Origin of the sequence: Lachnoanaerobaculum orale, from assembly GCF_003862485.1 — a bacterium.
Lineage (GTDB): Bacteria > Bacillota > Clostridia > Lachnospirales > Lachnospiraceae > Lachnoanaerobaculum > Lachnoanaerobaculum orale.
Window position 1 is genome coordinate 312806 of record NZ_RRCM01000002.1, and the last position, 21184, is coordinate 333989.

Annotated in this window: 20 protein-coding genes; 7 read left to right on the plus strand and 13 right to left on the minus strand. The window is 35.6% G+C overall.

What is annotated here, in order from left to right; genetic code table 11:
• Positions 1 to 327: 327 nt before the first annotated feature.
• Positions 328 to 870 (plus strand): biotin transporter BioY, encoded by a 543-nt coding sequence (locus EHW90_RS11470; protein ID WP_124952869.1) that lies wholly within the window; start codon positions 328 to 330, stop codon positions 868 to 870.
• A 32-nt stretch (positions 871 to 902) separates the two neighbouring features.
• Here the strand turns inward: EHW90_RS11470 and EHW90_RS11475 are convergent, their stop codons facing one another.
• The 13 genes from EHW90_RS11475 to EHW90_RS11535 form a co-directional block, all read right to left on the minus strand.
• The gene (locus tag EHW90_RS11475; RefSeq protein WP_060931989.1) at positions 903 to 1406 is read right to left on the minus strand and encodes a DUF4446 family protein; all 504 of its coding nucleotides are present in this window, start codon (positions 1404 to 1406) and stop codon (positions 903 to 905) included.
• A 2-nt stretch (positions 1407 to 1408) separates the two neighbouring features.
• Complete coding sequence (locus EHW90_RS11480; protein WP_060931990.1) at positions 1409 to 2341, minus strand: ParB/RepB/Spo0J family partition protein; 933 nt, start codon at positions 2339 to 2341, stop codon at positions 1409 to 1411.
• Between the two features lie 2 nt (positions 2342 to 2343).
• Entirely contained in the window at positions 2344 to 3114 is a 771-nt protein-coding gene (locus tag EHW90_RS11485; RefSeq protein WP_060931991.1) for a ParA family protein, read from the minus strand.
• Positions 3115 to 3156: 42 nt separating this feature from the next.
• Positions 3157 to 4101, minus strand: a complete 945-nt coding sequence (locus tag EHW90_RS11490; protein WP_124952870.1) for an alpha/beta fold hydrolase — start codon at positions 4099 to 4101, stop codon at positions 3157 to 3159.
• A gap of 1895 nt (positions 4102 to 5996) precedes the next feature.
• The gene (rsmG, locus tag EHW90_RS11495) at positions 5997 to 6722 is read right to left on the minus strand and encodes a 16S rRNA (guanine(527)-N(7))-methyltransferase RsmG (RefSeq protein WP_060931992.1); all 726 of its coding nucleotides are present in this window, start codon (positions 6720 to 6722) and stop codon (positions 5997 to 5999) included.
• Positions 6715 to 8601: a tRNA uridine-5-carboxymethylaminomethyl(34) synthesis enzyme MnmG gene (mnmG, locus tag EHW90_RS11500; RefSeq protein ID WP_124952871.1), complete on the minus strand. Its 1887-nt coding sequence runs from the start codon at positions 8599 to 8601 to the stop codon at positions 6715 to 6717. The genes rsmG and mnmG overlap by 8 nt, the downstream gene beginning before the upstream one ends.
• Before the next feature lie 15 nt (positions 8602 to 8616).
• Positions 8617 to 9987 carry a tRNA uridine-5-carboxymethylaminomethyl(34) synthesis GTPase MnmE gene (gene mnmE / locus EHW90_RS11505; RefSeq protein ID WP_124952872.1) on the minus strand — a complete coding sequence of 457 codons (1371 nt, stop codon included), beginning with the start codon at positions 9985 to 9987 and terminating at the stop codon, positions 8617 to 8619.
• A 74-nt stretch (positions 9988 to 10061) separates the two neighbouring features.
• Entirely contained in the window at positions 10062 to 11039 is a 978-nt protein-coding gene (gene jag / locus EHW90_RS11510; RefSeq protein ID WP_124952873.1) for an RNA-binding cell elongation regulator Jag/EloR, read from the minus strand.
• A gap of 10 nt (positions 11040 to 11049) precedes the next feature.
• Entirely contained in the window at positions 11050 to 12303 is a 1254-nt protein-coding gene (locus EHW90_RS11515) for a YidC/Oxa1 family membrane protein insertase (protein ID WP_124952874.1), read from the minus strand.
• Between the two features lie 50 nt (positions 12304 to 12353).
• Entirely contained in the window at positions 12354 to 12590 is a 237-nt protein-coding gene (gene yidD / locus EHW90_RS11520; RefSeq protein ID WP_124952875.1) for a membrane protein insertion efficiency factor YidD, read from the minus strand.
• Positions 12571 to 12924: a ribonuclease P protein component gene (gene rnpA, locus EHW90_RS11525; RefSeq protein ID WP_060931998.1), complete on the minus strand. Its 354-nt coding sequence runs from the start codon at positions 12922 to 12924 to the stop codon at positions 12571 to 12573. Before rnpA ends, yidD begins: the two co-directional genes overlap by 20 nt.
• Positions 12925 to 13101: 177 nt before the next feature.
• Positions 13102 to 13236, minus strand: coding sequence for a 50S ribosomal protein L34 (gene rpmH / locus EHW90_RS11530; protein WP_007594921.1), 135 nt, complete (start codon positions 13234 to 13236; stop codon positions 13102 to 13104).
• Positions 13237 to 13353: 117 nt separating this feature from the next.
• Positions 13354 to 13983 carry an ECF transporter S component gene (locus tag EHW90_RS11535; RefSeq protein ID WP_009446701.1) on the minus strand — a complete coding sequence of 210 codons (630 nt, stop codon included), beginning with the start codon at positions 13981 to 13983 and terminating at the stop codon, positions 13354 to 13356.
• 624 nt (positions 13984 to 14607) lie between these two features.
• Between EHW90_RS11535 and dnaA the strand changes: the two genes are divergently transcribed.
• The 6 genes from dnaA to gyrB all read left to right on the plus strand — a co-directional run bounded on the left by dnaA (position 14608) and on the right by gyrB (position 21169).
• Positions 14608 to 15996 (plus strand): chromosomal replication initiator protein DnaA, encoded by a 1389-nt coding sequence (dnaA, locus tag EHW90_RS11540; protein WP_009446702.1) that lies wholly within the window; start codon positions 14608 to 14610, stop codon positions 15994 to 15996.
• 182 nt (positions 15997 to 16178) lie between these two features.
• On the plus strand, positions 16179 to 17288 hold the full coding sequence (dnaN, locus tag EHW90_RS11545; RefSeq protein WP_124952876.1) for a DNA polymerase III subunit beta: 1110 nt from the start codon (positions 16179 to 16181) through the stop codon (positions 17286 to 17288).
• Between the two features lie 7 nt (positions 17289 to 17295).
• Positions 17296 to 17508: an RNA-binding S4 domain-containing protein gene (locus EHW90_RS11550; RefSeq protein WP_009221218.1), complete on the plus strand. Its 213-nt coding sequence runs from the start codon at positions 17296 to 17298 to the stop codon at positions 17506 to 17508.
• Positions 17483 to 18574, plus strand: coding sequence for a DNA replication/repair protein RecF (gene recF / locus EHW90_RS11555; protein ID WP_124952877.1), 1092 nt, complete (start codon positions 17483 to 17485; stop codon positions 18572 to 18574). The genes EHW90_RS11550 and recF overlap by 26 nt, the downstream gene beginning before the upstream one ends.
• Before the next feature lie 274 nt (positions 18575 to 18848).
• Positions 18849 to 19112 (plus strand): SemiSWEET family transporter, encoded by a 264-nt coding sequence (locus EHW90_RS11560; protein WP_060932002.1) that lies wholly within the window; start codon positions 18849 to 18851, stop codon positions 19110 to 19112.
• 143 nt (positions 19113 to 19255) lie between these two features.
• The gene (gyrB, locus tag EHW90_RS11565; protein ID WP_060932003.1) at positions 19256 to 21169 is read left to right on the plus strand and encodes a DNA topoisomerase (ATP-hydrolyzing) subunit B; all 1914 of its coding nucleotides are present in this window, start codon (positions 19256 to 19258) and stop codon (positions 21167 to 21169) included.
• The last annotated feature ends 15 nt before the right edge of the window (positions 21170 to 21184 follow it).

Here is a 21184-nt window from a genome sequence, read left to right on the forward strand (position 1 = left end):
ATAAACTTTCATCAAAAAAGTCAAGATTTTCACCTTGACTGAATTTAAGCTCTATTTTAATATACACATTTTTTATATTTGTATTTTAATATATCTTATACACTATATACGTCGTATTATTTTCAAGTATAGTTTTAATATTATATGAGTATACTGCATTGTATTTGAAAGTTCATTCATTTTAGCGGCAATATAATATCTTTGTTCTTAATGTTAACCTATAAGTATTTTTTGTTGACATTATTATATATTTATAATATCATTTTCTTATGCTTGTTAAATACAAATATTTATAAGTATCAAATTTTATTTTTATAGGAGATTATTATGTCAGAGACTTTTTCTGTTAGAAAAATGGCGATAATAGCACTTATGACAGCCGTATTATGTATATTGGCACCGATTTCCATACCGGTATTTATCAGTCCGGTGCCTATCTCACTTGGTGTACTGGCCATATACCTTACAGCATATGTTCTTTCACCTGTAGACTCACTGATTTCAGTAATAATATTTATATTGCTTGGCACATTCGGGCTTCCGGTATTCTCAGGATATTCAGGCGGACTCTCCAAGCTTGTCGGTCCGACAGGAGGTTATATAATAGGCTTTTTATTTACAGTTTATATAAGCTCACTTTTTATACATATGAAAAAAGGTATCGTTTATGATGTAATCGGAATGATAACAGGCTTAGCTCTTTGCTACATCCTCGGCACAATATGGTTTTCACATCAGCAGGGAAAAGGCTTTATTGCATCACTGCTTTTATGTGTTGTACCTTTCCTTATAGGAGATGCCGTAAAGATTGTAGTGGCTGTTATACTTGGTACACAACTAAACAAGAGATTGACTCATCTAACTCTATAAGCAAAAATCCGTACAAAAAAGTACGGATTTTTTTATCTCTCCCTATATCCCAAAGCCTGTTCCAAAACAATTTTCTCTTCATCTGAAAGTACCTGATCTGTCTGGCCGTTCTCAACTATTCTTATATAATTAAAAGTAGTTTCTCTTGAATGTATACTGTTTATTATATATCCTGAGTTTCTGTAGTTTAACATACAGAAAGCAAAGCTTAACTTTCCTCCCATTCCTTCAAATGCATCATACTTAAGTATACCGATTTTCTGATAACATTCTCTTTGTACCTTGTTCAGTTCTCTTATAGCTTCCCTATTCAGTCTGTTCTCATTCTTCAAGCTGCGAATATCTTTTCTCAAAAGGATTATGATATCCTCAAGATTCTTGGCGGTCTTTCCGGTCATAAAATTATCATATGATTTAAAAAGTCTTCTGTATTTTATTCTATGCTTAACCATAGACACAAACAGTATAAAGTTAAAAATAGCTACTACCAGGATAAAGCCAAACAAAATCCTATTATCTATTGTAAAATTCATCATCATTATCCTAATGTCTTAAAAATATCCATTATTCTGTCAAGTTCAACCTGAGAATAATATTCTATTTCTATTCTTCCTTTATTTTTGTCTTTTTGATTTATATGTACCTTGGTACCAAGTACTCCTTGAATACTGTCTTCATATTCTTTATAAAAAAGTGATAAGTCTCTGACGGTATCTTCCTTACTTGTCTCTGTTAAATCTGAAAGCTCTACATTTTTCTTCTTTGACAGTGCCTTGGCCGCTTTTTCAGTATCTCTGACACTTAAACTTCTCTTCATTATATCAAGTGCAAGCAACTCTCTTTTCCCCTCGTCCTCAAGACTTAGAAGTGCTCTGGCATGACCTGATGAAATCTGTCCGTCTATCATATACTGCTGTATATTCTTGCTGAGCTTCAATAGTCTGAGTGAATTGGTGATAGTAGAGCGATTCTTTGAAACTTTGTCAGATAGTTCTTCCTGTGTCAAATTATATTCCTCTATAAGACTCTTATACGCAAGAGCTTCTTCAATAGGATTCAAATCTGTCCTCTGTATATTCTCTATAATAGCAATTTCCTTAGCCTTTTGGTCATCATAATCCCTTACAACTACAGGAACTTCAGATAATCCTGCCGCCTGTGCCGCTCTCCAGCGTCTTTCACCTGCAACGATTTCATATCTGTTTCCGATTTTTTTCACTATAATAGGCTGCAATACTCCATACTGTTTTACCGATTTTGTCAATTCATCAAGGCTGTCCTTATCAAACATCTTTCTTGGCTGATTTCTGTTTGGCTCTACTAATGAAATCTTTACCATCAATTCGCCGGCTTTTTTATTTGTATTATCATCTATATTCTTATCCACTGCCTCATCAATAGCTGTATTGGTTCCATTTATATTTCTAAGAAGAGCATCTGCGCCCTTTCCAAGTGCCATTCTCTTTGCCATTTTTACCTCCCGCTCTTACTTAGTACTTCAGATGCCAACATTCTATATGCCTGTGCTCCTGTTGAAGTAGTATCATATTCCGTTATCGGCATTCCGAAGCTTGGAGCCTCTGCCAATTTTACATTCCTCGGTATTATAGTTTCAAATATATTTTCATTAGAAATAACACTCTTTACACCCTCTATGACCTGTCCGCTCAGATTATTTCTGGCATCATACATTGTAAATACTATTCCCTCTATCTCAAGTGTAGGATTCAGTCTCTCTCTAATCAAATTTACAGTTCTAAGCATCTGATTAAGTCCCTCAAGGGCATAGTATTCACATTGGATAGGTATAACTACACTGTCTGATGCCATAAATGCATTGATAGTGAGCAAACTGAGACTTGGGGGACAGTCTATTATTATATAATCGTACTCCTTATATATCTCACTTATCTTTCTTCTAAGTGTTCTCTCTCTGTCCTCAAGCTCCAAAAGCTCTATCTCTGCACCTGACAGATCCACATTACTCGGTATTATATCGAGGTTTTCCACCTCGGTACTCAGTATCGCATCATTTATATTTTCATCACCTATAATGACTTCATATATAGTCTTTTCAGTGTTCAATTTATCAATTCCAAGTCCGCTTGACAAATTTCCCTGCGGATCGAAGTCTATCGCCAACACACTTTGACCTGCTTCAGCCAAAGCGGCTGAAAGATTTACAGCAGTAGTAGTCTTACCTACACCACCTTTTTGGTTTGCAAATGAAATAATTTTCGTCATAATATTATTCAAGCATTCAGCTTGTTCCTTTCTATTTGTATTTTACAGATATATACTGAGAGCATTTAAAAACTCCTTATCATTTTCAATATGTGGGTACTTGTTAGAGTCATCAATAATAACGGATTCTATTGCCGGATTGACTCTCATATATTCCTTGATTACAGTTGACGCATCCTTATTGTACCTACCTTCAAATATAACAATACTGTTGTCTATTTGAGACAGCTCAAACTTTATGTTTTTCTTGGTGTAGAAGCATACGATACTTGAGTACAATGACTTTGGAGACAACCCTCTATGCGCGGCTTCATAACATTTATCAAGCATATCCTTTGTGAATCTGTCTTTTCTGTAAAAATCGGATCTTACATTATATTTTATATTCCACCTGAACGTAGCTATATTATATAGAAGATTCCCAAGTACCGACATACTCAAAATAGCCTTATAAGTTCTCGCTCTTTTTCCCGGTATAAGCTGACCTTTTGAGAGCTTCTCAGGTGAAATAAGTATTATTTTTTCAAACAATGTACTGTCATTATCGCAAGCGGAAATAACAAAAGCCGAGCTGTTTCCACTTGAAATTACAGTAGTTCTTTTTCCTATTATTGCCTTTATGAAGTCACATATCAACTGTGCAAATATATGATTTGTATATGTCATAAACGGTTTCTCAGATAATCCGCATCCCAGTAAGTCTATACTGTATACTGTATGTGACTCTGACAATACATCCTTTATCTTGAACCATTCTTCTGATGACGATGCTACATCCGGCGAATGTACCAGCAGAATAGGGGTACCATGTCCCTTTTTCCTGTACTTTATATTACCGAACCTCCATTCAAACTCTTTTGTTTCTTCTTTCCCAAGGAGATTCTTTGATATAGCATGCATACTTGTAATTTTATTTATCAGTGATACACCTATCAGTGTAGAAGACGATATCACCATCGCGGTTAAAATCTTTAAGTATTTTTTCACTGTGAAAACCTCTTATTTTATAGGATCTACAAGCCTATACACCCGTAAAATCCTCAAATATTTATTTACTTTTATATTCTATCATACTAATATTTGCTAATCAATGAAATAAAAGGAAATATTTTTAATGTTTCACATGAAACATATACTGTGTTTCATGTGAAACATCAGAATATAATATAATGGTTTTGTCATCGATCTCTAAATATATACTTGATTAAAGCATATTACCGCTATCCTTAATAATAAACCTACAAAACTTATATGCTAACCATAGCAATGTAATAACGTAACGGCGAGTACTGCATATACTTCAATTTAATATCAACGATTGTACATATTGTGAAGTCTTACCGGATGTGTACTGTAGATACTTCTATTTGATATCAAGCATAATAAGATAATACCTTGTAGGTCAAGGTCACCTTCCAATAATATAACTTTATATATGTTCACCTTATTAAATATAATACATCTATCAAGTTTCCATATACGTAAATAAAATCAAGCAGCCCACATCATTAGATATCAATGTAAAACTTATCTATGTATCTTACCTTTCCTTTTATATCCTTTATATCCTTGCCTCACTACATATAACAGATATTTTTAGGTATATAATTATACTATACTAAAATCAGATTAAATCTTCAAAAATATAGCCACTTACTTTACAAATATAAGATACGACTTTAAGTATATTCATATAAAGTTATTTTTATAATGACAGGTAACTTAAAATATATAGTTTCAAATCAATCTAATATGATCGATAAGTATATATAAAAATACTTTATGATTTATTTCCCTATATTATTTTTATCTTATAAATATAATATATACTGTTTTAACAACCAAATTCTTTATATGTTCTCTACCCTAAAATCCCGTTTCCGGTAAATCCACTTATATATTTTGAATATCTAATTAATATTTAATGTTGGCAAGCAGCTTTACTTATTATTTGATGTATTATCTGTAAATAGTAAAAACAATGTACAGTACTTACTTATAAAGTACATAGTAGGCTTCAGAGATAATATCTACAACATACAGTAAATTAAAAGATTACTGACATATCTTTTTGTTTTATACTATAAGAGTTCTTATATAATATATTATTCCAAGATTTTATATAACAATAATTTCATATTCAAAGAACTTTCAATTCTATATACAAACAATACGAATAATATCCGATTAAAATGATTTAACATCTATCATAATATTTATACAAGTATATACCCTAAAAATAAATCAAATCGAATCGTTATACTACAACAGCATATTAAGGAATAAACACTCCAAATACCGCATATCTGATTTACCTATATTCGAACTTTTATAAGTTCATCAATATACACGCACCTCTAAGAACCGGCTCTTTATCCTAAAGCAGATATTGGCGTCTTTATTCATCAATATATAAATATCTAATTTCTATCGGTAATTATAATATTTGGGTATTCACCTGTATCATACACATTTACATTGTGGTTTAGAAACTATAATCAACTATGATATTTCCAAGAAATCCGGTATCATTAAAATTCTTCAATAAAGTTTGATACTATACATAACCGAAACGTCTATAAAGCATATATATCAATTTAAGACTGTGATACTCATAAACTAATATACTTGTAAAACAGAAGTAGCAAAGTACATACTTATAATTCAAGCAGTCATCCGACAACATAATCACAACAAATAAAAAAGCTCTACAGTATGTTCCATATGAAACATTACAGCAGAACTTTTATTCTCATTGTTTCATGTGAAACATGAGTTTATATATTCTTATATTTTATGTAGAATATAAGTCATAAAGCTTTTACTTTTATATGTTTCATGTGAAACATTGTTTGTGTTTTATGATGTTTCACATGAAACATCTACTTTATAGGTTCCTTAGTAGGTAATCCGGCTTTTCTTGGATATTTACCTGAGGTAGACTTTACCTTCTTTATATCCAACAATATTCTTTCTCCATATTCCTCAAGTTCAAACTTTATAGATTCACCTGTTTCACCGCCAAGTACCTGTATTGCTTTCTTTGCATCATTTACTTCTACATCATAACCCTTTGACTTATATGATACAAAACTGCCGCCAACCTTTACCAGAGGAAGACAGTACTCACTTAATGAAGCTAAATTTGCAACTGCTCTGGATACACATATATCAAAACTTTCTCTGTACTTTTTATCTCTTGCTATATCCTCAGCTCTTGAGTGTATTGCAGTCACATTTTTTATATTCAATGTTTCACAAACTTCCTGTATGAATTTTATTCTCTTATTAAGGCTGTCTATCAATGTCAGTTTAAGATTTGGAAATGCAATAGCTAAAGGTATACCCGGAAATCCTGCACCTGTACCGAGGTCTGCTATACTGTAATCTTTTTTTTCAATATCTTTTATCAGCTTTTCCAATGCAATACTGTCTATAAGATGTTTGAATGTAAATTCTCTTATCTCTGTTATGGATGTGAGATTCATAACCTTATTCTTCTCTATTAAAATCTCATAAAATTTATACAGCTTTTCTTTTTGCTCATCTGAAAGTACAATATCCAATATATTATTTTCAGACAAGTATCTGTCCATATCGTTATACATCTTTTTTCTCCTTATAGGTCTCCAGATATACAAGTAATACCGTTATATCTGCCGGTGAAACACCTGATATTCTTGAAGCCTGTCCTATAGAGCTTGGCCTTACTTTACTAAGCTTTTGTACAGCCTCAATCCTCAGACTGTTTACCTTAGTGTAGTCTATATCAAGTGGAATCTTTTTATTTTCAAGCTTTTTAAACTGTTTTACCTGAGACTCCTGACGCTTTATGTATCCCTCATATTTTATATTTATATTTACCTGATCTCTGACATCTTTCTTCAATTCTTTTCTGTCAGGATCCAGCTCTCCGGTAAGATCATAATTTAATTCAGGTCTCCTTATAAGCTCCGCCAGATTTGCCGACGTTTGAAGCGGAGTGGAGCCGTTTCTCACAAGGAAATCCTGTACTGTAGCAGTAGCACCTATATGTATATTTTTTAGCCTTTCAACTTCACAAGAAATCTGTCTTTCTTTTTCTAAAAGTCTTTCATACCTTTCCTCTGATATAAGCCCTACATCATGTCCTATTTTTGAAAGTCTCAGATCCGCATTGTCCTGTCTTAGAAGCAATCTGTATTCAGATCTGGATGTCATCATCCTATAAGGCTCATGACTTTCTTTGGTAACCAGGTCATCTATCAGCACACCTATATATCCCTGATCTCTGCCTATTACCACAGGTTCTCGTCCAAGTACCTTCATAGCGGCATTTATTCCCGCCATAAGTCCTTGTACCGCAGCCTCCTCATAACCTGAACTTCCGTTGAACTGCCCTGCGGCAAACAGTCCTTCCAAGTTTCTAAACTCTAAGCTGTCCTTAAGCTGTCTGGCATCAATACAGTCATATTCTATGGCATATCCGTTTCTGACAATGTTTGCATTTTCAAATCCCTTGATACTTTTTATCATTTCTTCCTGTACATCCTCAGGAAGTGAACTTGATAAACCTGAAAGATACATCTCATTGGTATATAGTCCCTCAGGCTCCACAAATATCTGATGTCTGTCCTTATCCGGAAACTTTACAACCTTATCCTCTATAGACGGACAGTATCTGGGACCTGTACCCTTTATAGCACCTGAAAACAGCGGTGACCTGTCTATGTTCTCTCGTATTATTTCATGAGTATGTTCATTGGTATAAGCAAGATAGCATTTCACCTGTTCTTTCTGCACACTTTCAGGATCGGTTTCAAAAGAAAAAGGTACAATCGGGTTGTCACCATACTGTTCCTGCATCAGTGAATAATCTATACTTCTACCGTCAACTCTTGCAGGCGTACCGGTTTTGAATCTGTTTAAAGATATTCCAGCATCCAAGAGCGATTCCGAGAGATGATTTGCAGACTTTAACCCGTTAGGACCTGTATACTCTGCAACCTCCCCGTATATACATCTTGCCTTCAAATATGTGCCTGTTGCAAGTACTACAGCCTTGGCATAATACTTACTGCCTGATACACTCTCAACACCCTTACATACATTGTCTTTGATAATCAGTTTTGTAATTTCTTTTTGACAAACGGTCAAATTCGGAGTGTTCTCAAGTGTCTTTCTCATTTGCTTGGAGTATTCCTGCTTATCCGCCTGTGCTCTAAGTGAATGCACTGCAGGTCCCTTTGAAGCGTTGAGCATCTTTGACTGTATAAATGTCTTATCTATACATTTACCCATTTCACCGCCCAGTGCATCAAGTTCCTTTACCAGATGTCCTTTTGAACTGCCTCCGATATTCGGGTTACACGGCATCATTGCTATAGAATCTACACTTACCGTAAAAATGATTGCATTAAGACCGAGTCTTGCACTTGCAAGAGCCGCCTCACATCCTGCATGACCTGCACCTACTATAACAACATCATATGTCTTTTCTATTATCATATATTTTCCTTCTATCTATTTACCCATGCAAAACTTTGAGAATATCTCATTCACAACATCATCATCCACAGTCTCTCCGATGATTTCTCCAAGTGCCTCATATGCATTTAATAAATCTATCGTAAAGAAGTCCTCCTCATATCCTTCATCAATGCTTGAAAGACACATCTCAAGCGACTCCATCGCCTCATTTATGATTTCTTGATGCCTGATATTAGTTATAATAATCTGATCGTTAAAGTTTATCTCATTTGAAATAAATTTAGACTTTATCATATTTTCAAGTTCATCCACACCTGTATTGTCCTTAGCGGAAAAGATTATTACCTCCTTATCACTGTATTTTCTTATATCATCGACGCTTACTTTAAGCTCCTTATCCGACTTATTGATAAGTATTATAGCCTGCTTGTCTTTAACACTTTCAAGCAAACTTATATCTTCACTGTCAATAGGTAGCAGTCCGTCTATTACCACCAAATTCAAATCGGCGTTATTACTTGCCTCTATAGCCTTTTTTACACCGATACTTTCCACAATATCATCAGTTTCTCTGATACCTGCCGTATCTGTAATATTCAGACTGATACCTGAGAGCTTAATATTTTCAGTCAATGTGTCTCTTGTAGTACCTGCAATATCTGTGACTATAGCCCTGTCACTCCTTGATAATAGATTTAAGATAGAAGATTTTCCTGCGTTAGGCTTACCGATAATAACGGTATTTATACCTTCTCTTATAATGCTTCCGTCCTTAAACGATTTTTGCAAATATTCTATTCTTGTAATAAGCTTTTTTACAATCTTTCTCAACTTCACACTGTAACCGTCAAGTGAATAATGCTCCGGGTCGTCAAGTGCCGCCTCTATAAAAGCTATTTGCTCCAAAATCTTAGCTCTGATTGTCTTTATATTCTCAGTCAAAGCACCGCTTAGCTGCCTTATACCGGCTTTAAGCGCCAAATCATTCTTTGCCTCTATTATATCTATTACGGCTTCCGCCTGACTTAGGTCCATCTTGCCGTTTAGAAAGGCCCTCTTTGTGAACTCACCCGGAAGTGCAAGCCTTGCACCTGATTTAAGTACCGCATGAAGTACCTTCTCCAAAATAAGTATGCCTCCATGGCAGTTTATTTCCACAGTGTCCTCGCCTGTAAAAGTTCTCGGCGCTTTCATAAGCATTACAAGCACTTCATCTATTATCTCATCACCGAAATATACATGACCGTAATTTATAGTATGTGAGTCAACCTCTCTCAAACTTTTGCTTCCGCTAAATATCTTATCCGCTATCCCTATAGCATCCTCACCGCTGATCCTTATTATACCTATTCCACTTTCACCAAGTGCAGTTGCAATAGCGGCAATAGTATCTGTTTTCTTCATATTCCTCCATAATATACGAAAAGAGGACCATCAATAACTATGTTATCAATAGCCCTCTTTCACAAGACTAGTTTTTATTGCATTTCCCTTTTAGGGCTTCTTTTATTTTGTTTAAAGCTTTTCTTCGGATAGATTGTAATATGTCTGAAAGGCTCCTCACCCACGCTCTTTGTTGACACCATATTGTCACCCTGCAATACTGCATGAATAATTCTTCTTTCATAAGCATTCATCGGCTCAAGCTCTGTAAATCTGCCTGTTTTCTTTACCTTTGATGCTATATTCTTTGCAAGCAACTCCAGCTTTTCTTTTCTCTTTTTTCTGTAGTTCTCTGTATCAAGCTTTATTCTTATATAGCTTTCACTGCTTTTGTTCACTACAAGACTGAGAATATACTGCAATGAATCAAGTGTTTGACCTCTTTTACCTATCAATACACCCAAGTCTTCCTCACCCTCTATTACTATAGAAAGCTCATTAGTCTTAAATGAAAAATTATAATTTGCATGGGCCGGCAAATCCATAGCCTTGAACAAATCATTCAAAAAGCTGTCTACTACGCCTCTGACAGCTTCAAGCTCATCATTGGTAAGTATCTTCTTATTAGAGCTCTCATAGTTGTCTTCGCCATAGAATTTGGTGTACTCATCTACAGCTTCCGTAGAGATTTCTTTACCTTCTTCTTTGGCTTTAGAAGTCTCTACAGGTTCTACCTTAACTTCTTTCTTTTGTGCTACAGGCTCTTTTACAGGCTCATCCTTCTTTTCAATAGGAGATTTTTGTTCTCTTACTTTCTCAGACACCTTAGGAGCTGCACTTGCAGATACATTCTTGGCTACATTTGTATTCTTTTTCTTTGCAACCTCTGTATCTTTAGATTTCTTCACTGTGACCTTAAGTGTCCACGGCTTTACACCGATGATTCCCAAAAATCCGTTTGTGCCTCTTTCAATAATCTCTACATCCACATTGTCACTGGTGGTCCCAAGCTCAATCAATGCCTTTGTCAAAGCTTCATCATAATTTCTTGCTGAAACTCTAGCACTATCCATCTCATTCCTCCTATTTATTTTTCTTAGAATTCTGCTTCTCGTTGTACTTTGCTACCATATTGGCCTTAGAAGCAAGTGATCCCGGCTTTGCATCTTTATTATAATACTCGGTAGAATCTTTTATATTCTTTACATTTACTTCATGTTTCTTTGCTTTATTTTCTTTTTCCTGCTTTTCAATCTCATCCATATGCTTTGCATTCTCAATTACCTTTTTATTGGCACTGAGTGCAGGAAGACCCTGTTTTGCTCTTTTTGCATTTTGCTTTGCAAGATTGTTTTCTACCAATTTATCAATATCCATATCCTTTAACTGATAATTAACAAGCAACTGAATAATTGTTCTTGCAAGTGCTGAAGCAATCCAGTATATACCGATACCTGCAGGAAGAGTGAAGCAGAAGAATACGGACATAAGCGGCATCACGGTGTTCATACTCTGCATCTGCTTTGCCATATCGCTTTCATTACCTGAATTCTGAGGCTGATTTACCGTCATTACCTTAGTAGATAAAAACTGTGTAAGACCGGCAAGTATCGGAATAATCCAAGCGATATTTATATGGTTCATTCCCTGCCAAGGTGCTACAGATAAATCAATTCCCAAAAATGAGTTCATCTGCTTAATAAGCGGAACGCTTGTATTCAATACATCGCTCATACTTGGGAATGTCTCACCAAGTTTGGTCCACTTCTCAGGTGTGAACTTATACAATAAATCTATAACCTTATTTGTAACTGTATAGTCGTTGTTCTCTACAGGAAGTCTGACAGCTTTTGCCAAATCACTGATTTTATTTATATAATCAGGCTGTTGCATAAGAGAATTTGCTACATTCTCAAAAACTCCTCGAACACTTGTAACGTACGCCGGAATTCTATATATAACCTGATACAGACCGAACAATATAGGCATCTGTATAAGAAGCGGAAGACAACCGCCGGTCATACTTGTACCATACTTGCTGTATACGGCTCTGGTCTCGGCATTCATCTTCATTGCCGAATCATTATCTGTTTTGCCTTTGTACTTATCCTGTATAGCCTTTATTTCAGGCTGAATTACAGCCATAAGCTTCTGAGATTTTTGCTGTTTTATAGTAAGTGGAATCATTATAACATTTATCACTATTGTAAATACAATAATTGCGATACCGATATTTGTTATTCCTATATCAAATATCAGATTCATTATAAATCCCAGAATTTCAGCAAACCAACCTATAATAGGCGTACTTGACTTTGTTAATAGTACAATGTCCAAGCTAATACCTCCAATATTTATTAGATTTTCTAAAATAAACTTATCATTTTCTATGGTACAGGGTCATAGCCTCCCTTTGCTAAAGGATTGCACCTTAAAATTCTCCAAATACTAAGCAGTGTGCCCTTTATTATGCCGTGTTTTTTCAAAGCTTCTATGGCATACTGTGAACAGGTAGGAGTATAAATACAATGCGTTCTGACCTTCAGCGGTGACAGAAATATCTGATAGAACCTAATAAGCTTAATCATTCCTGTTTTTATTAAGCTATTTAATTTTTTCAACATCTTCTTTGTCCAGTCTATGTGATTTTAGCAAATGTAAATAGGCACTTTCAAGTTTATGATAATCCTTCACATCTGCACCTACTCGAACTACTACTATTATATCTAATCCCTTTTTCTCTATCTTATTCAGCCTAAAAATCTCTCTAAGCTTTCTTACAAATGTATGCCTGACTACACTGTTGCCATTTTTCTTTGAAACCGATATACCTATTCTGTTATAGGTAAGTTCATTCTTATATACATACATAACAAGAGCTTTATTGGCATATGACTTTCCATTCTTATACACCTTTTGAAAATCAGTATTACTTCTTAAAGACGGAAAATTCTTCACACAAACTCCTTGATGCCTCTTGCATCATAACTGAAAACCGATGTCGGGCAATATATCACACCCGACAATAGTCGTAAACTAAAGGGATAGTCATAAGACTATCCCTAAGTAATCTTCGACAGATAATTTCTTTGCTATAAATTAGCACTCATCTGTTTTGGCCTTTGCCTTATTTTTTTAAGCTGATAATCTGGCTCTTCCCTTTGCTCTTCTGGCAGCTAAAACTTTTCTACCGCCGGCAGAACTCATTCTTGCTCTAAAACCGTGAACCTTAGATCTTTGTCTCTTCTTAGGTTGGAATGTCATTTTCATGGTCTGGCACCTCCTTACTTCTTTTCGTTTGTCTAGTCTTTCTCAAGTCTATGTTCTTCACTTTCTAAAGAACGCACCCTAGTATTATAGTAAAAGAAGCCTTGCAAGTCAATAGTTTTATCGTTCTTCACTGATTTTTAATAATGTTCCGGCTATTGCCAAAGTTAAGATTGCAGATACTATCGCCTCTGCCACTCCCTGTGTACCTATAATACCTACTATTACATATGGTAGCTGTGATACCTCTCTGCCTGTTGCAGAAGCATAATGCTGTCCGAATAAAAAGTAAATACCGCTCATTACCAAAATAGTATTGGTAACAGCCGCCATAGCTCCTGATACCAAAAGTGCAATCTTTATCTTTCCTGTTTTTCTGATTGCATTAAATACAAGTGCAGCTACTATACCTACAAGTATTCTCGGAACAAAACATACAATGACAGATCTTATTCCGCCTGTATATCCCGCTATTGCAGGTGCAAACGGTGAAAAGCAAAATGATGTAGGGTTCGGCATAAATGTATTCTTCCACATACTTCCGAGTGCAAATACAAAACCAAGTCCTGCTCCTTCTTTTACACCAAGTAAAATGGCACCTATAGCTACCGTCACATGAATGATTGTCGCATTCATAATTCCAAGCGGTATAAATCCTAAAATAGGTACCAGTGTCTGGATAATAATGATTGCTATAAAAATAGCCATTATCACCATCTTCTTTGTCTTTTGATAAGAATCTCTCTTCATCTGTTTCTCCTCTCGCTACTATTCCTACTGGATATAATGCACTTAATATTATATCTTTAAACCCCTTTGTTATCAATAATTTTATTATACTTTAATAATTTTCTTTCTGCTGCATGGTAGGCAAAAACGTAACTTTATTTTATCCGTTACTCGGTATCAACATATACGTCTCAAAAGTATCCGGATATTTTACTTTATAATAGGAAGAAAAATCTTTAAAAAATATCCACATCAAAAAACTTTTCAACATAATTATCCACATTTATAACTTCAAAAGCCCTTTTCCACAGTTAACTGTTAGTAATAAACTTATCCACATTTTGTTGATAAGTTGTGGATAAGTTTATATACTATTATGTGGACATCCTACGGAATCCCTTATTTTAAGCCATTTATGTTGTCAACATCGTTTTCCACACTCTGTGTATAACTATACTTATCCACGCTTTTTAGCCACAAAACAGTATGGATAATTTGGGAATATCTTTTTATTCACCGAGTTATCCATATCTTTGTGAACATTTATGTGGATAACTTTGTTTTCCGGCTGTTATTTCCATTGATATGACCACATTTTTTTGCTATACTTTATTCAGTTAGAAGTATCCCAAAGGAGTAAAAAGAATGATAGACAAGATCAAATCAAATTGGGAAAACATAATCACTTTTTTAAGAGACGATTGCGAACTTTCCCCTGTATCATTCAATACGTGGATAAAGCCCATGATTCCGACATCAATTGAGAAGGACTCAAGGGGAAATTTCACACTTATTATCACGGTTCCTTCGATGCCTTTTAAAACTTATGTTACAAAAAAATATTCCTTATATTTGGCGGTCGCCATAGAGGAAATTACCTTCATTAAGTGTAATGTTGTTTTTAAGGAAAAAAACGAACAGGAATCACAAAAAATCCCTAAAAAGTTAATAGACAACAAAAGACATCCGGTAAACAACCTTAAACTCTTAAGTGCCAACTTAAATCCGGCATACACCTTTGACACCTTTGTCGTAGGAAAAAGCAACGATTTGGCACATGCAACAGCTGTAGCCGTAGCCGAGTCGCCCGGAAGCCAAAATCCGGGCGAACACTACAATCCCTTCTTTATATACGGAGGCGTCGGACTCGGTAAAACTCACTTGATGCACTCTATTGCACACTATATTTTAGAGCACAACCCCGATGCCAATATTTTATATGTCAGCAGTGAAAAATTCTTAAACGAATACATTGATGCATTAAAAAACAGCAATCTGGCGGAGTACCGTGCAAAATATCGTAATGTAGACGTACTTTTAATAGACGATATTCAGTTTATCGGAGGCAAGGACGCTATACAGGAGGAGCTTTTCCATACCTTTAACGCGTTGTACGAACAAAAAAAACAGATCATACTTTCTTCAGATAAACCTCCTATGGAGCTGAAAAACCTCGAAGAAAGACTTCGTTCCAGATTCGCCTGGGGTGTTGCGGTAGAGATTTTTTCTCCCGACTTTGAAACCAGAATGGCGATACTTCGAAGCAAAGAAGAACGAGACGGCAAAAACATAGATAATGAAGTAATCCAATTTATCGCTACCAATATAAAGAGCAATATCAGAATGCTTGAGGGAGCCCTCAATAAACTTTATGCAATGAGCAGGCTCAATAAAAATCAGGAAATAGATATAGATCTGGCCAAGTCGGTGCTTAAAGATATGATAACGCCTGATGCACCTACCAAAATCACTTCAGAATATATCGCTACCGTAGTTGCCGATCACTTCAATATAACTGTAGCGGAATTAAAGGCCAAAGGACGAAAAGAACCGGTAGCCACCGCCAGACATATCACGGTGTACCTTTGCAGGAAGATGACCAATGATACACAGACAAAGATAGGCCAATTTTTAGGAGATAGAGATCACTCCACGATAGTCAATTCTGAGGACGTAATCACTAAGAGAATCACCTCGGACAGTGAGCTGAATCAAACGATTGAAACTATCAAAAAAAAGATTTCTCCACAATAATCCAAATTGTATGGGTAATTGTCAAACATAGCGATGTTTACAAAAAATCACAAAAAAGCAAGTGTTTACAAGGCTTTTAAGACTTTTACACTTATCCACACCCTATAATAATACTAATACTAAAATATATTTAAATATTTGACATGGCAAAGCGCCGCATCTTTGCCTTATCCGGAGGAAAAATGAATTTAAAATTTCAAAAAGCACAATTGGTAAATGCACTCAGTATTGTTATGAAAGCTGTATCTACCAAAACATCAAGTGTTATTTTAGAATCAATACTTATAAGTGCATCAAATAACAGAGTTGTTTTAGATGCTACAGATACAGAGCTTTCAATTCAAACAGAGGTTGACGCTGTAATAGTAAAAGCAGGAGGTGTTGTACTTAATGCCAAGCTTTTTTCTGAAATTGTGAGAAAGTTCGACAGTACCGAATCATTGATAGAGTTGGAAGTTGACAATGACTTCAAAACTACAATCAGATGTGAACAGGCTGTGTTTAATATTATGGGCATAGATCCGGTAGAATTTATACCGATGCCTAAGATTGACAGAGATGCTTTTATTAGTTTGTCTCAGTTTAGCCTAAAGGAGGTCATCCGTCAGACCGAATTCTCAACCGCAATAAGTGATATTAACAGAATGATGGGCGGTGAGCTTATAGACGTAAAGAACAATGTTGCAAAGTTTGTGACTCTTGACGGACACAGAATGTCTATCAGAAATATTGAGCTTATGGGCGAATATGAAGATCAAAAATGTGTGGTTCCGATAAAATCCTTACAGGAAGTCATGAGGATAATAGACAGTGATACTCAAAAAAATGTTAATATATATTTTTCAAAGGATCATATACTTTTTGAGTTTGACAGAACGTTGGTGCTTTCAAGGATTCTTGACGGAGAGTTTTTCAGAATCGAGAGTATGTTGTCAAATGACTATGACACAAAGGTAAATGTCAGCAGGCTTAAGTTACAGAGTGCTATTGAACAGTCTATGATACTTATCAGAGAGAATGAGCATAAGCCTATGATACTTGATATTGAAAACGGTATGCTAAAGCTGTCCGTAAATTCATCACTTGGATTTATGGATGCCAAGGTGAATATTGAAAAGAGCGGAAGTGATCTTAAGATTGCTTTTAACCCTAAGTTTTTGGTAGATGCACTTAAAGTTATTGATGATGATTTTGTAAATATATATTTTACAAATGCAAAGTCTCCGTGCTTTATAAGAGATGATAAGAATACATACACATATCTTATATTGCCGGTTAATTTTATCGGATAGGAGTAATATGCAGGAAGTAAGAATTAGAGATGAATATATAAAGCTTGAGCAGGCTATGAAGCTTGCAGGTGCCGTGTCTATGGGCTCTGAAGCCAAGATGGTAATACAGGCCGGTGAAGTTTTGGTAAACTCCGAAGTGGAGCTTAGAAGAGGTAAGAAGCTCAGAGACGGAGATATTTTCACATACGAAAACAATGATTATAGAATCGTTGGAGCTTAAGGACTACAGAAACTATGAGAATTTGGATATAAAGCTTTCAAGCGGAGTGAATATATTCTACGGTGACAACGCACAGGGAAAGACCAATATTTTGGAGTCCATATACATTGCCACCACTTCAAAATCTCATAGAGGAAGTAAGGATAAGGATATCATAAGATTTGGTGCAGGTGAGTCACATATAAAGCTTATGATAAAGAAAATGGATGCGTCTGTCAGGCTTGATATGCATATCAAGAAAAACAAGGCTAAGGGAGTTGCCATCAACGGCATCCCGATAAGGAAGCTGAGTGAGCTTTTCGGTACCTGCAATGTGGTATTTTTCTCACCTGAGGATTTGAATATCATAAAGAGAAGTCCCAAGGAGAGAAGAAATTTTGTAGATATGGAGCTTTGTCAGCTGAATAAGGTCTATGTGTCCGCTTTGGTTACTTACAATAAGGTGCTTGATCAAAGAAACAAGCTTCTTAAGGAAATAGGCTTTAAATCAGGCTTGGAGGACACTTTGGATATCTGGGATATGCAGCTTGTAAAGTACGGAGCGGATTTGATTGCGTACAGAGAAGAGTTTATAAAAAAGCTCAATGAAGTTATCTTAGGTATACATTCACTGCTTACAGGCGGTGAGAAAATAAAAGTGGTATATGAAAAAAACATAGAAAAAGATGCTTTTGAAGTCGAGTTGAGAAAATCAAGGGCAAACGACATAAAGTATAAGACTACCAATGTCGGACCTCACAGAGACGACTTTTCATTTTTCTTAAACGGTGATATGGATTTAAAGAAGTTCGGATCACAAGGGCAGCAAAGAAGTCTGGCACTTTCACTTAAGCTTTCAGAGATAGAACTTATCAAGGAGAAATACGGCGAGTTTCCGGTATTATTGCTTGACGATGTGTTATCGGAGCTTGACGGAAAGCGTCAAAGTCATCTGCTTGAGTCTATAAAACATATACAGACGCTTATTACCTGTACAGGTGTTGAAGATTTTTTGAACAAGTCTTTGGATATAGGCAAGGTATTTAAGGTAACAAAAGGCAGTGTAAAAGAATCCGGATATAAATAATATTGTATACAAGAATTTTGTATATAGAATCGTATTAGTCATAAATGTATTTTACATTATTTGTTGTTGTGCAGTTATAAAATAAGTGATAAAACATATTGATTGTTTAATTTTAATATATTTATCACATTTTTAAGGAATAAATATATAGAAAATAATGTTAAAATCTCTGTAAAACTTAGTTAAAATTTGCACAGTTAAAATTTATGTGATATAGTATTGCTTATAAATTTACGTATGTCGATTTATAAACCTATTTTGGAGGTAATATTTAATGAGCAAAAAGAAGATTAATACATTTATAGGATCAATCGGAGCATTTATCGGAGTTTTAGTATTTTTATCTTATATACCACAGATTATAGCAAATATTGGCGGTGCGAAGTCTCAACCTCTGCAGCCGCTTGTAGCAGCAGTTTCTTGTTTGTTATGGGTAATTTACGGATTAACCAATGAACATAAGATAGATTATATTCTTATAATACCGAACGCTGCAGGTGTCATTTTCGGATTCCTTACTTTTATAACAGCTTTATAAATATTTATTTTAGAGGGGTGCTTTGCACCTCTTTTTTCTTATTATATAGTGGTTTCATATTTCAAAAAAAAATGTTATAATATAATGGCGAAATTTTATTGTAGATGAGGAGCAATCCTAAAGATAAATTAAAGGAGTGTGGTATGAATACAGAGTATGGAGCATCCCAAATACAAATACTTGAAGGATTAGAGGCAGTGAGAGTAAGACCCGGAATGTATATCGGTTCAATATCATCAAGAGGTCTTCATCATCTTGTTTATGAGATAGTAGACAACTCTGTAGATGAGGCTCTTGCAGGATTCTGTACCGAGATAGAGGTCAGTATAAACGAAGACAACTCTATAACGGTAAAAGATAACGGTAGAGGTATACCTGTAGATATTCAAAAGAAAGCCGGATTGCCGGCCTTGGAGGTGGTATTTACCATATTGCACGCCGGAGGAAAATTCGGCGGTGGAGGGTATAAGACCTCAGGAGGTCTGCACGGTGTAGGAGCTTCGGTAGTAAATGCACTTTCCAAATGGCTTGATGTAAAGGTATACAGAGACGGCAAAATCTATCATATGAGATTTGAAAGAGGAAAAGTCGTAGAGAAGATGGAAGTTATAGGTGAGTGCGATCCTCAAAAGACAGGTACCGAGGTAAGCTTTTTACCTGATGATACGATATTTGAAGAGACCGTGTATGACTTTGATATATTAAAAGTACGACTTCGTGAGACCGCATTCCTTACCAAAGCATTAAAGATTACCTTGATTGACAACAGAGAAGAAAAGAAAAAAATGTCTTTCCACTATGAAGGCGGTATCAAGGAGTTTGTTACCTATCTCAATAAGGGAAAGGTGCCTATATATGAGGATGTAATATACTGTGAGGGTACAAAAGAAAAGGTAATGGTCGAAGTTGCAATGCAACACAATGACAATTACTCTGAAAGTATATATACCTTCGTCAACAATATAAATACTCCTGAAGGAGGAACACATCTTTCAGGGTTTAAGAATGCACTTACAAAGACATTCAACGAATATGCAAGAAGCAACAAGCTTTTAAAAGACAGTGACGAGAATCTCTCAGGTGAGGATATCAGAGAAGGTCTTGTAGCCATTATATCCGTTAAGATAGAGGACCCGCAGTTTGAAGGTCAGACTAAGCAAAAGCTTGGAAACTCGGAGGCACAGACAGCCGTAAACTCTATAGTAAGTGAACAGCTCACCTACTTCCTTGAGCAAAATCCGGCTGTTGCAAAGATTATCAGTGAGAAGGCCATTACGGCACAGAGGGCCAGAGCGGCGGCCAGAAAGGCAAGAGATCTTACAAGAAGAAAGTCTGCACTTGACAGTATGAGTTTACCGGGAAAGCTTGCGGACTGTTCAAGTAAGAATCCTGAAGAATGTGAAATCTTTATAGTCGAGGGAGATTCTGCAGGCGGTTCAGCAAAAGGTGCAAGAAGAAGAGATACACAGGCCATATTGCCGCTTAGAGGAAAGATACTCAATGTAGAGAAGGCAAGGCTTGATAAGATATATTCAAATGCCGAGATAAAGGGTATGATTACAGCATTCGGTACAGGAATACATGATGACTTTGATATAACAAAGCTTCGTTACAACAAGATAATAATAATGACAGATGCGGATGTGGACGGAGCACATATTGATACACTTATGCTTACATTCATATACAGGTTTATGCCGGATCTTATAAAAGAAGGTCATGTTTATCTGGCACAACCGCCGCTTTATAAGCTTGAGAAGAATAAGAAAGTCTGGTATGCGTATTCAGATGAGGAGTTGAACAATATCCTCAAGGAAGTCGGTAGAGATCAGAATAATAAGATACAAAGATACAAAGGACTGGGTGAGATGGATGCCGAGCAACTTTGGGAGACCACTATGGACCCTGAGCGCAGAATATTAAAGAAAGTGGTACTTGACGAGTCCATGCTTTCAGAGACTGATGTTGTATTCAGTACGCTTATGGGAGATCAGGTGGCTCCGAGAAGAGAGTTTATAGAAGCGAATGCAAAGTATGTATCGAATTTGGATATTTAAAAAGGTAGGTTAAAA

Excerpts from the sequence above, each read along its gene's own strand:
- EHW90_RS11470 (WP_124952869.1), top strand. The coding sequence starts at position 328 with ATGTCAGAGACTTTTTCTGTTAGAAAAATGGCGATAATAGCACTTATG.
- EHW90_RS11475 (WP_060931989.1), bottom strand. The coding sequence starts at position 1,406 with ATGATGAATTTTACAATAGATAATAGGATTTTGTTTGGCTTTATCCTG.
- EHW90_RS11480 (WP_060931990.1), bottom strand. The coding sequence starts at position 2,341 with ATGGCAAAGAGAATGGCACTTGGAAAGGGCGCAGATGCTCTTCTTAGA.
- EHW90_RS11485 (WP_060931991.1), bottom strand. The coding sequence starts at position 3,114 with ATGACGAAAATTATTTCATTTGCAAACCAAAAAGGTGGTGTAGGTAAG.
- rsmG (WP_060931992.1), bottom strand. The coding sequence starts at position 6,722 with ATGTATAACGATATGGACAGATACTTGTCTGAAAATAATATATTGGAT.
- mnmG (WP_124952871.1), bottom strand. The coding sequence starts at position 8,601 with ATGATAATAGAAAAGACATATGATGTTGTTATAGTAGGTGCAGGTCAT.
- mnmE (WP_124952872.1), bottom strand. The coding sequence starts at position 9,987 with ATGAAGAAAACAGATACTATTGCCGCTATTGCAACTGCACTTGGTGAA.
- jag (WP_124952873.1), bottom strand. The coding sequence starts at position 11,039 with ATGGATAGTGCTAGAGTTTCAGCAAGAAATTATGATGAAGCTTTGACA.
- yidD (WP_124952875.1), bottom strand. The coding sequence starts at position 12,590 with ATGTTGAAAAAATTAAATAGCTTAATAAAAACAGGAATGATTAAGCTT.
- rpmH (WP_007594921.1), bottom strand. The coding sequence starts at position 13,236 with ATGAAAATGACATTCCAACCTAAGAAGAGACAAAGATCTAAGGTTCAC.
- EHW90_RS11535 (WP_009446701.1), bottom strand. The coding sequence starts at position 13,983 with ATGAAGAGAGATTCTTATCAAAAGACAAAGAAGATGGTGATAATGGCT.
- dnaA (WP_009446702.1), top strand. The coding sequence starts at position 14,608 with ATGATAGACAAGATCAAATCAAATTGGGAAAACATAATCACTTTTTTA.
- dnaN (WP_124952876.1), top strand. The coding sequence starts at position 16,179 with ATGAATTTAAAATTTCAAAAAGCACAATTGGTAAATGCACTCAGTATT.
- EHW90_RS11550 (WP_009221218.1), top strand. The coding sequence starts at position 17,296 with ATGCAGGAAGTAAGAATTAGAGATGAATATATAAAGCTTGAGCAGGCT.
- recF (WP_124952877.1), top strand. The coding sequence starts at position 17,483 with ATGATTATAGAATCGTTGGAGCTTAAGGACTACAGAAACTATGAGAAT.
- EHW90_RS11560 (WP_060932002.1), top strand. The coding sequence starts at position 18,849 with ATGAGCAAAAAGAAGATTAATACATTTATAGGATCAATCGGAGCATTT.
- gyrB (WP_060932003.1), top strand. The coding sequence starts at position 19,256 with ATGAATACAGAGTATGGAGCATCCCAAATACAAATACTTGAAGGATTA.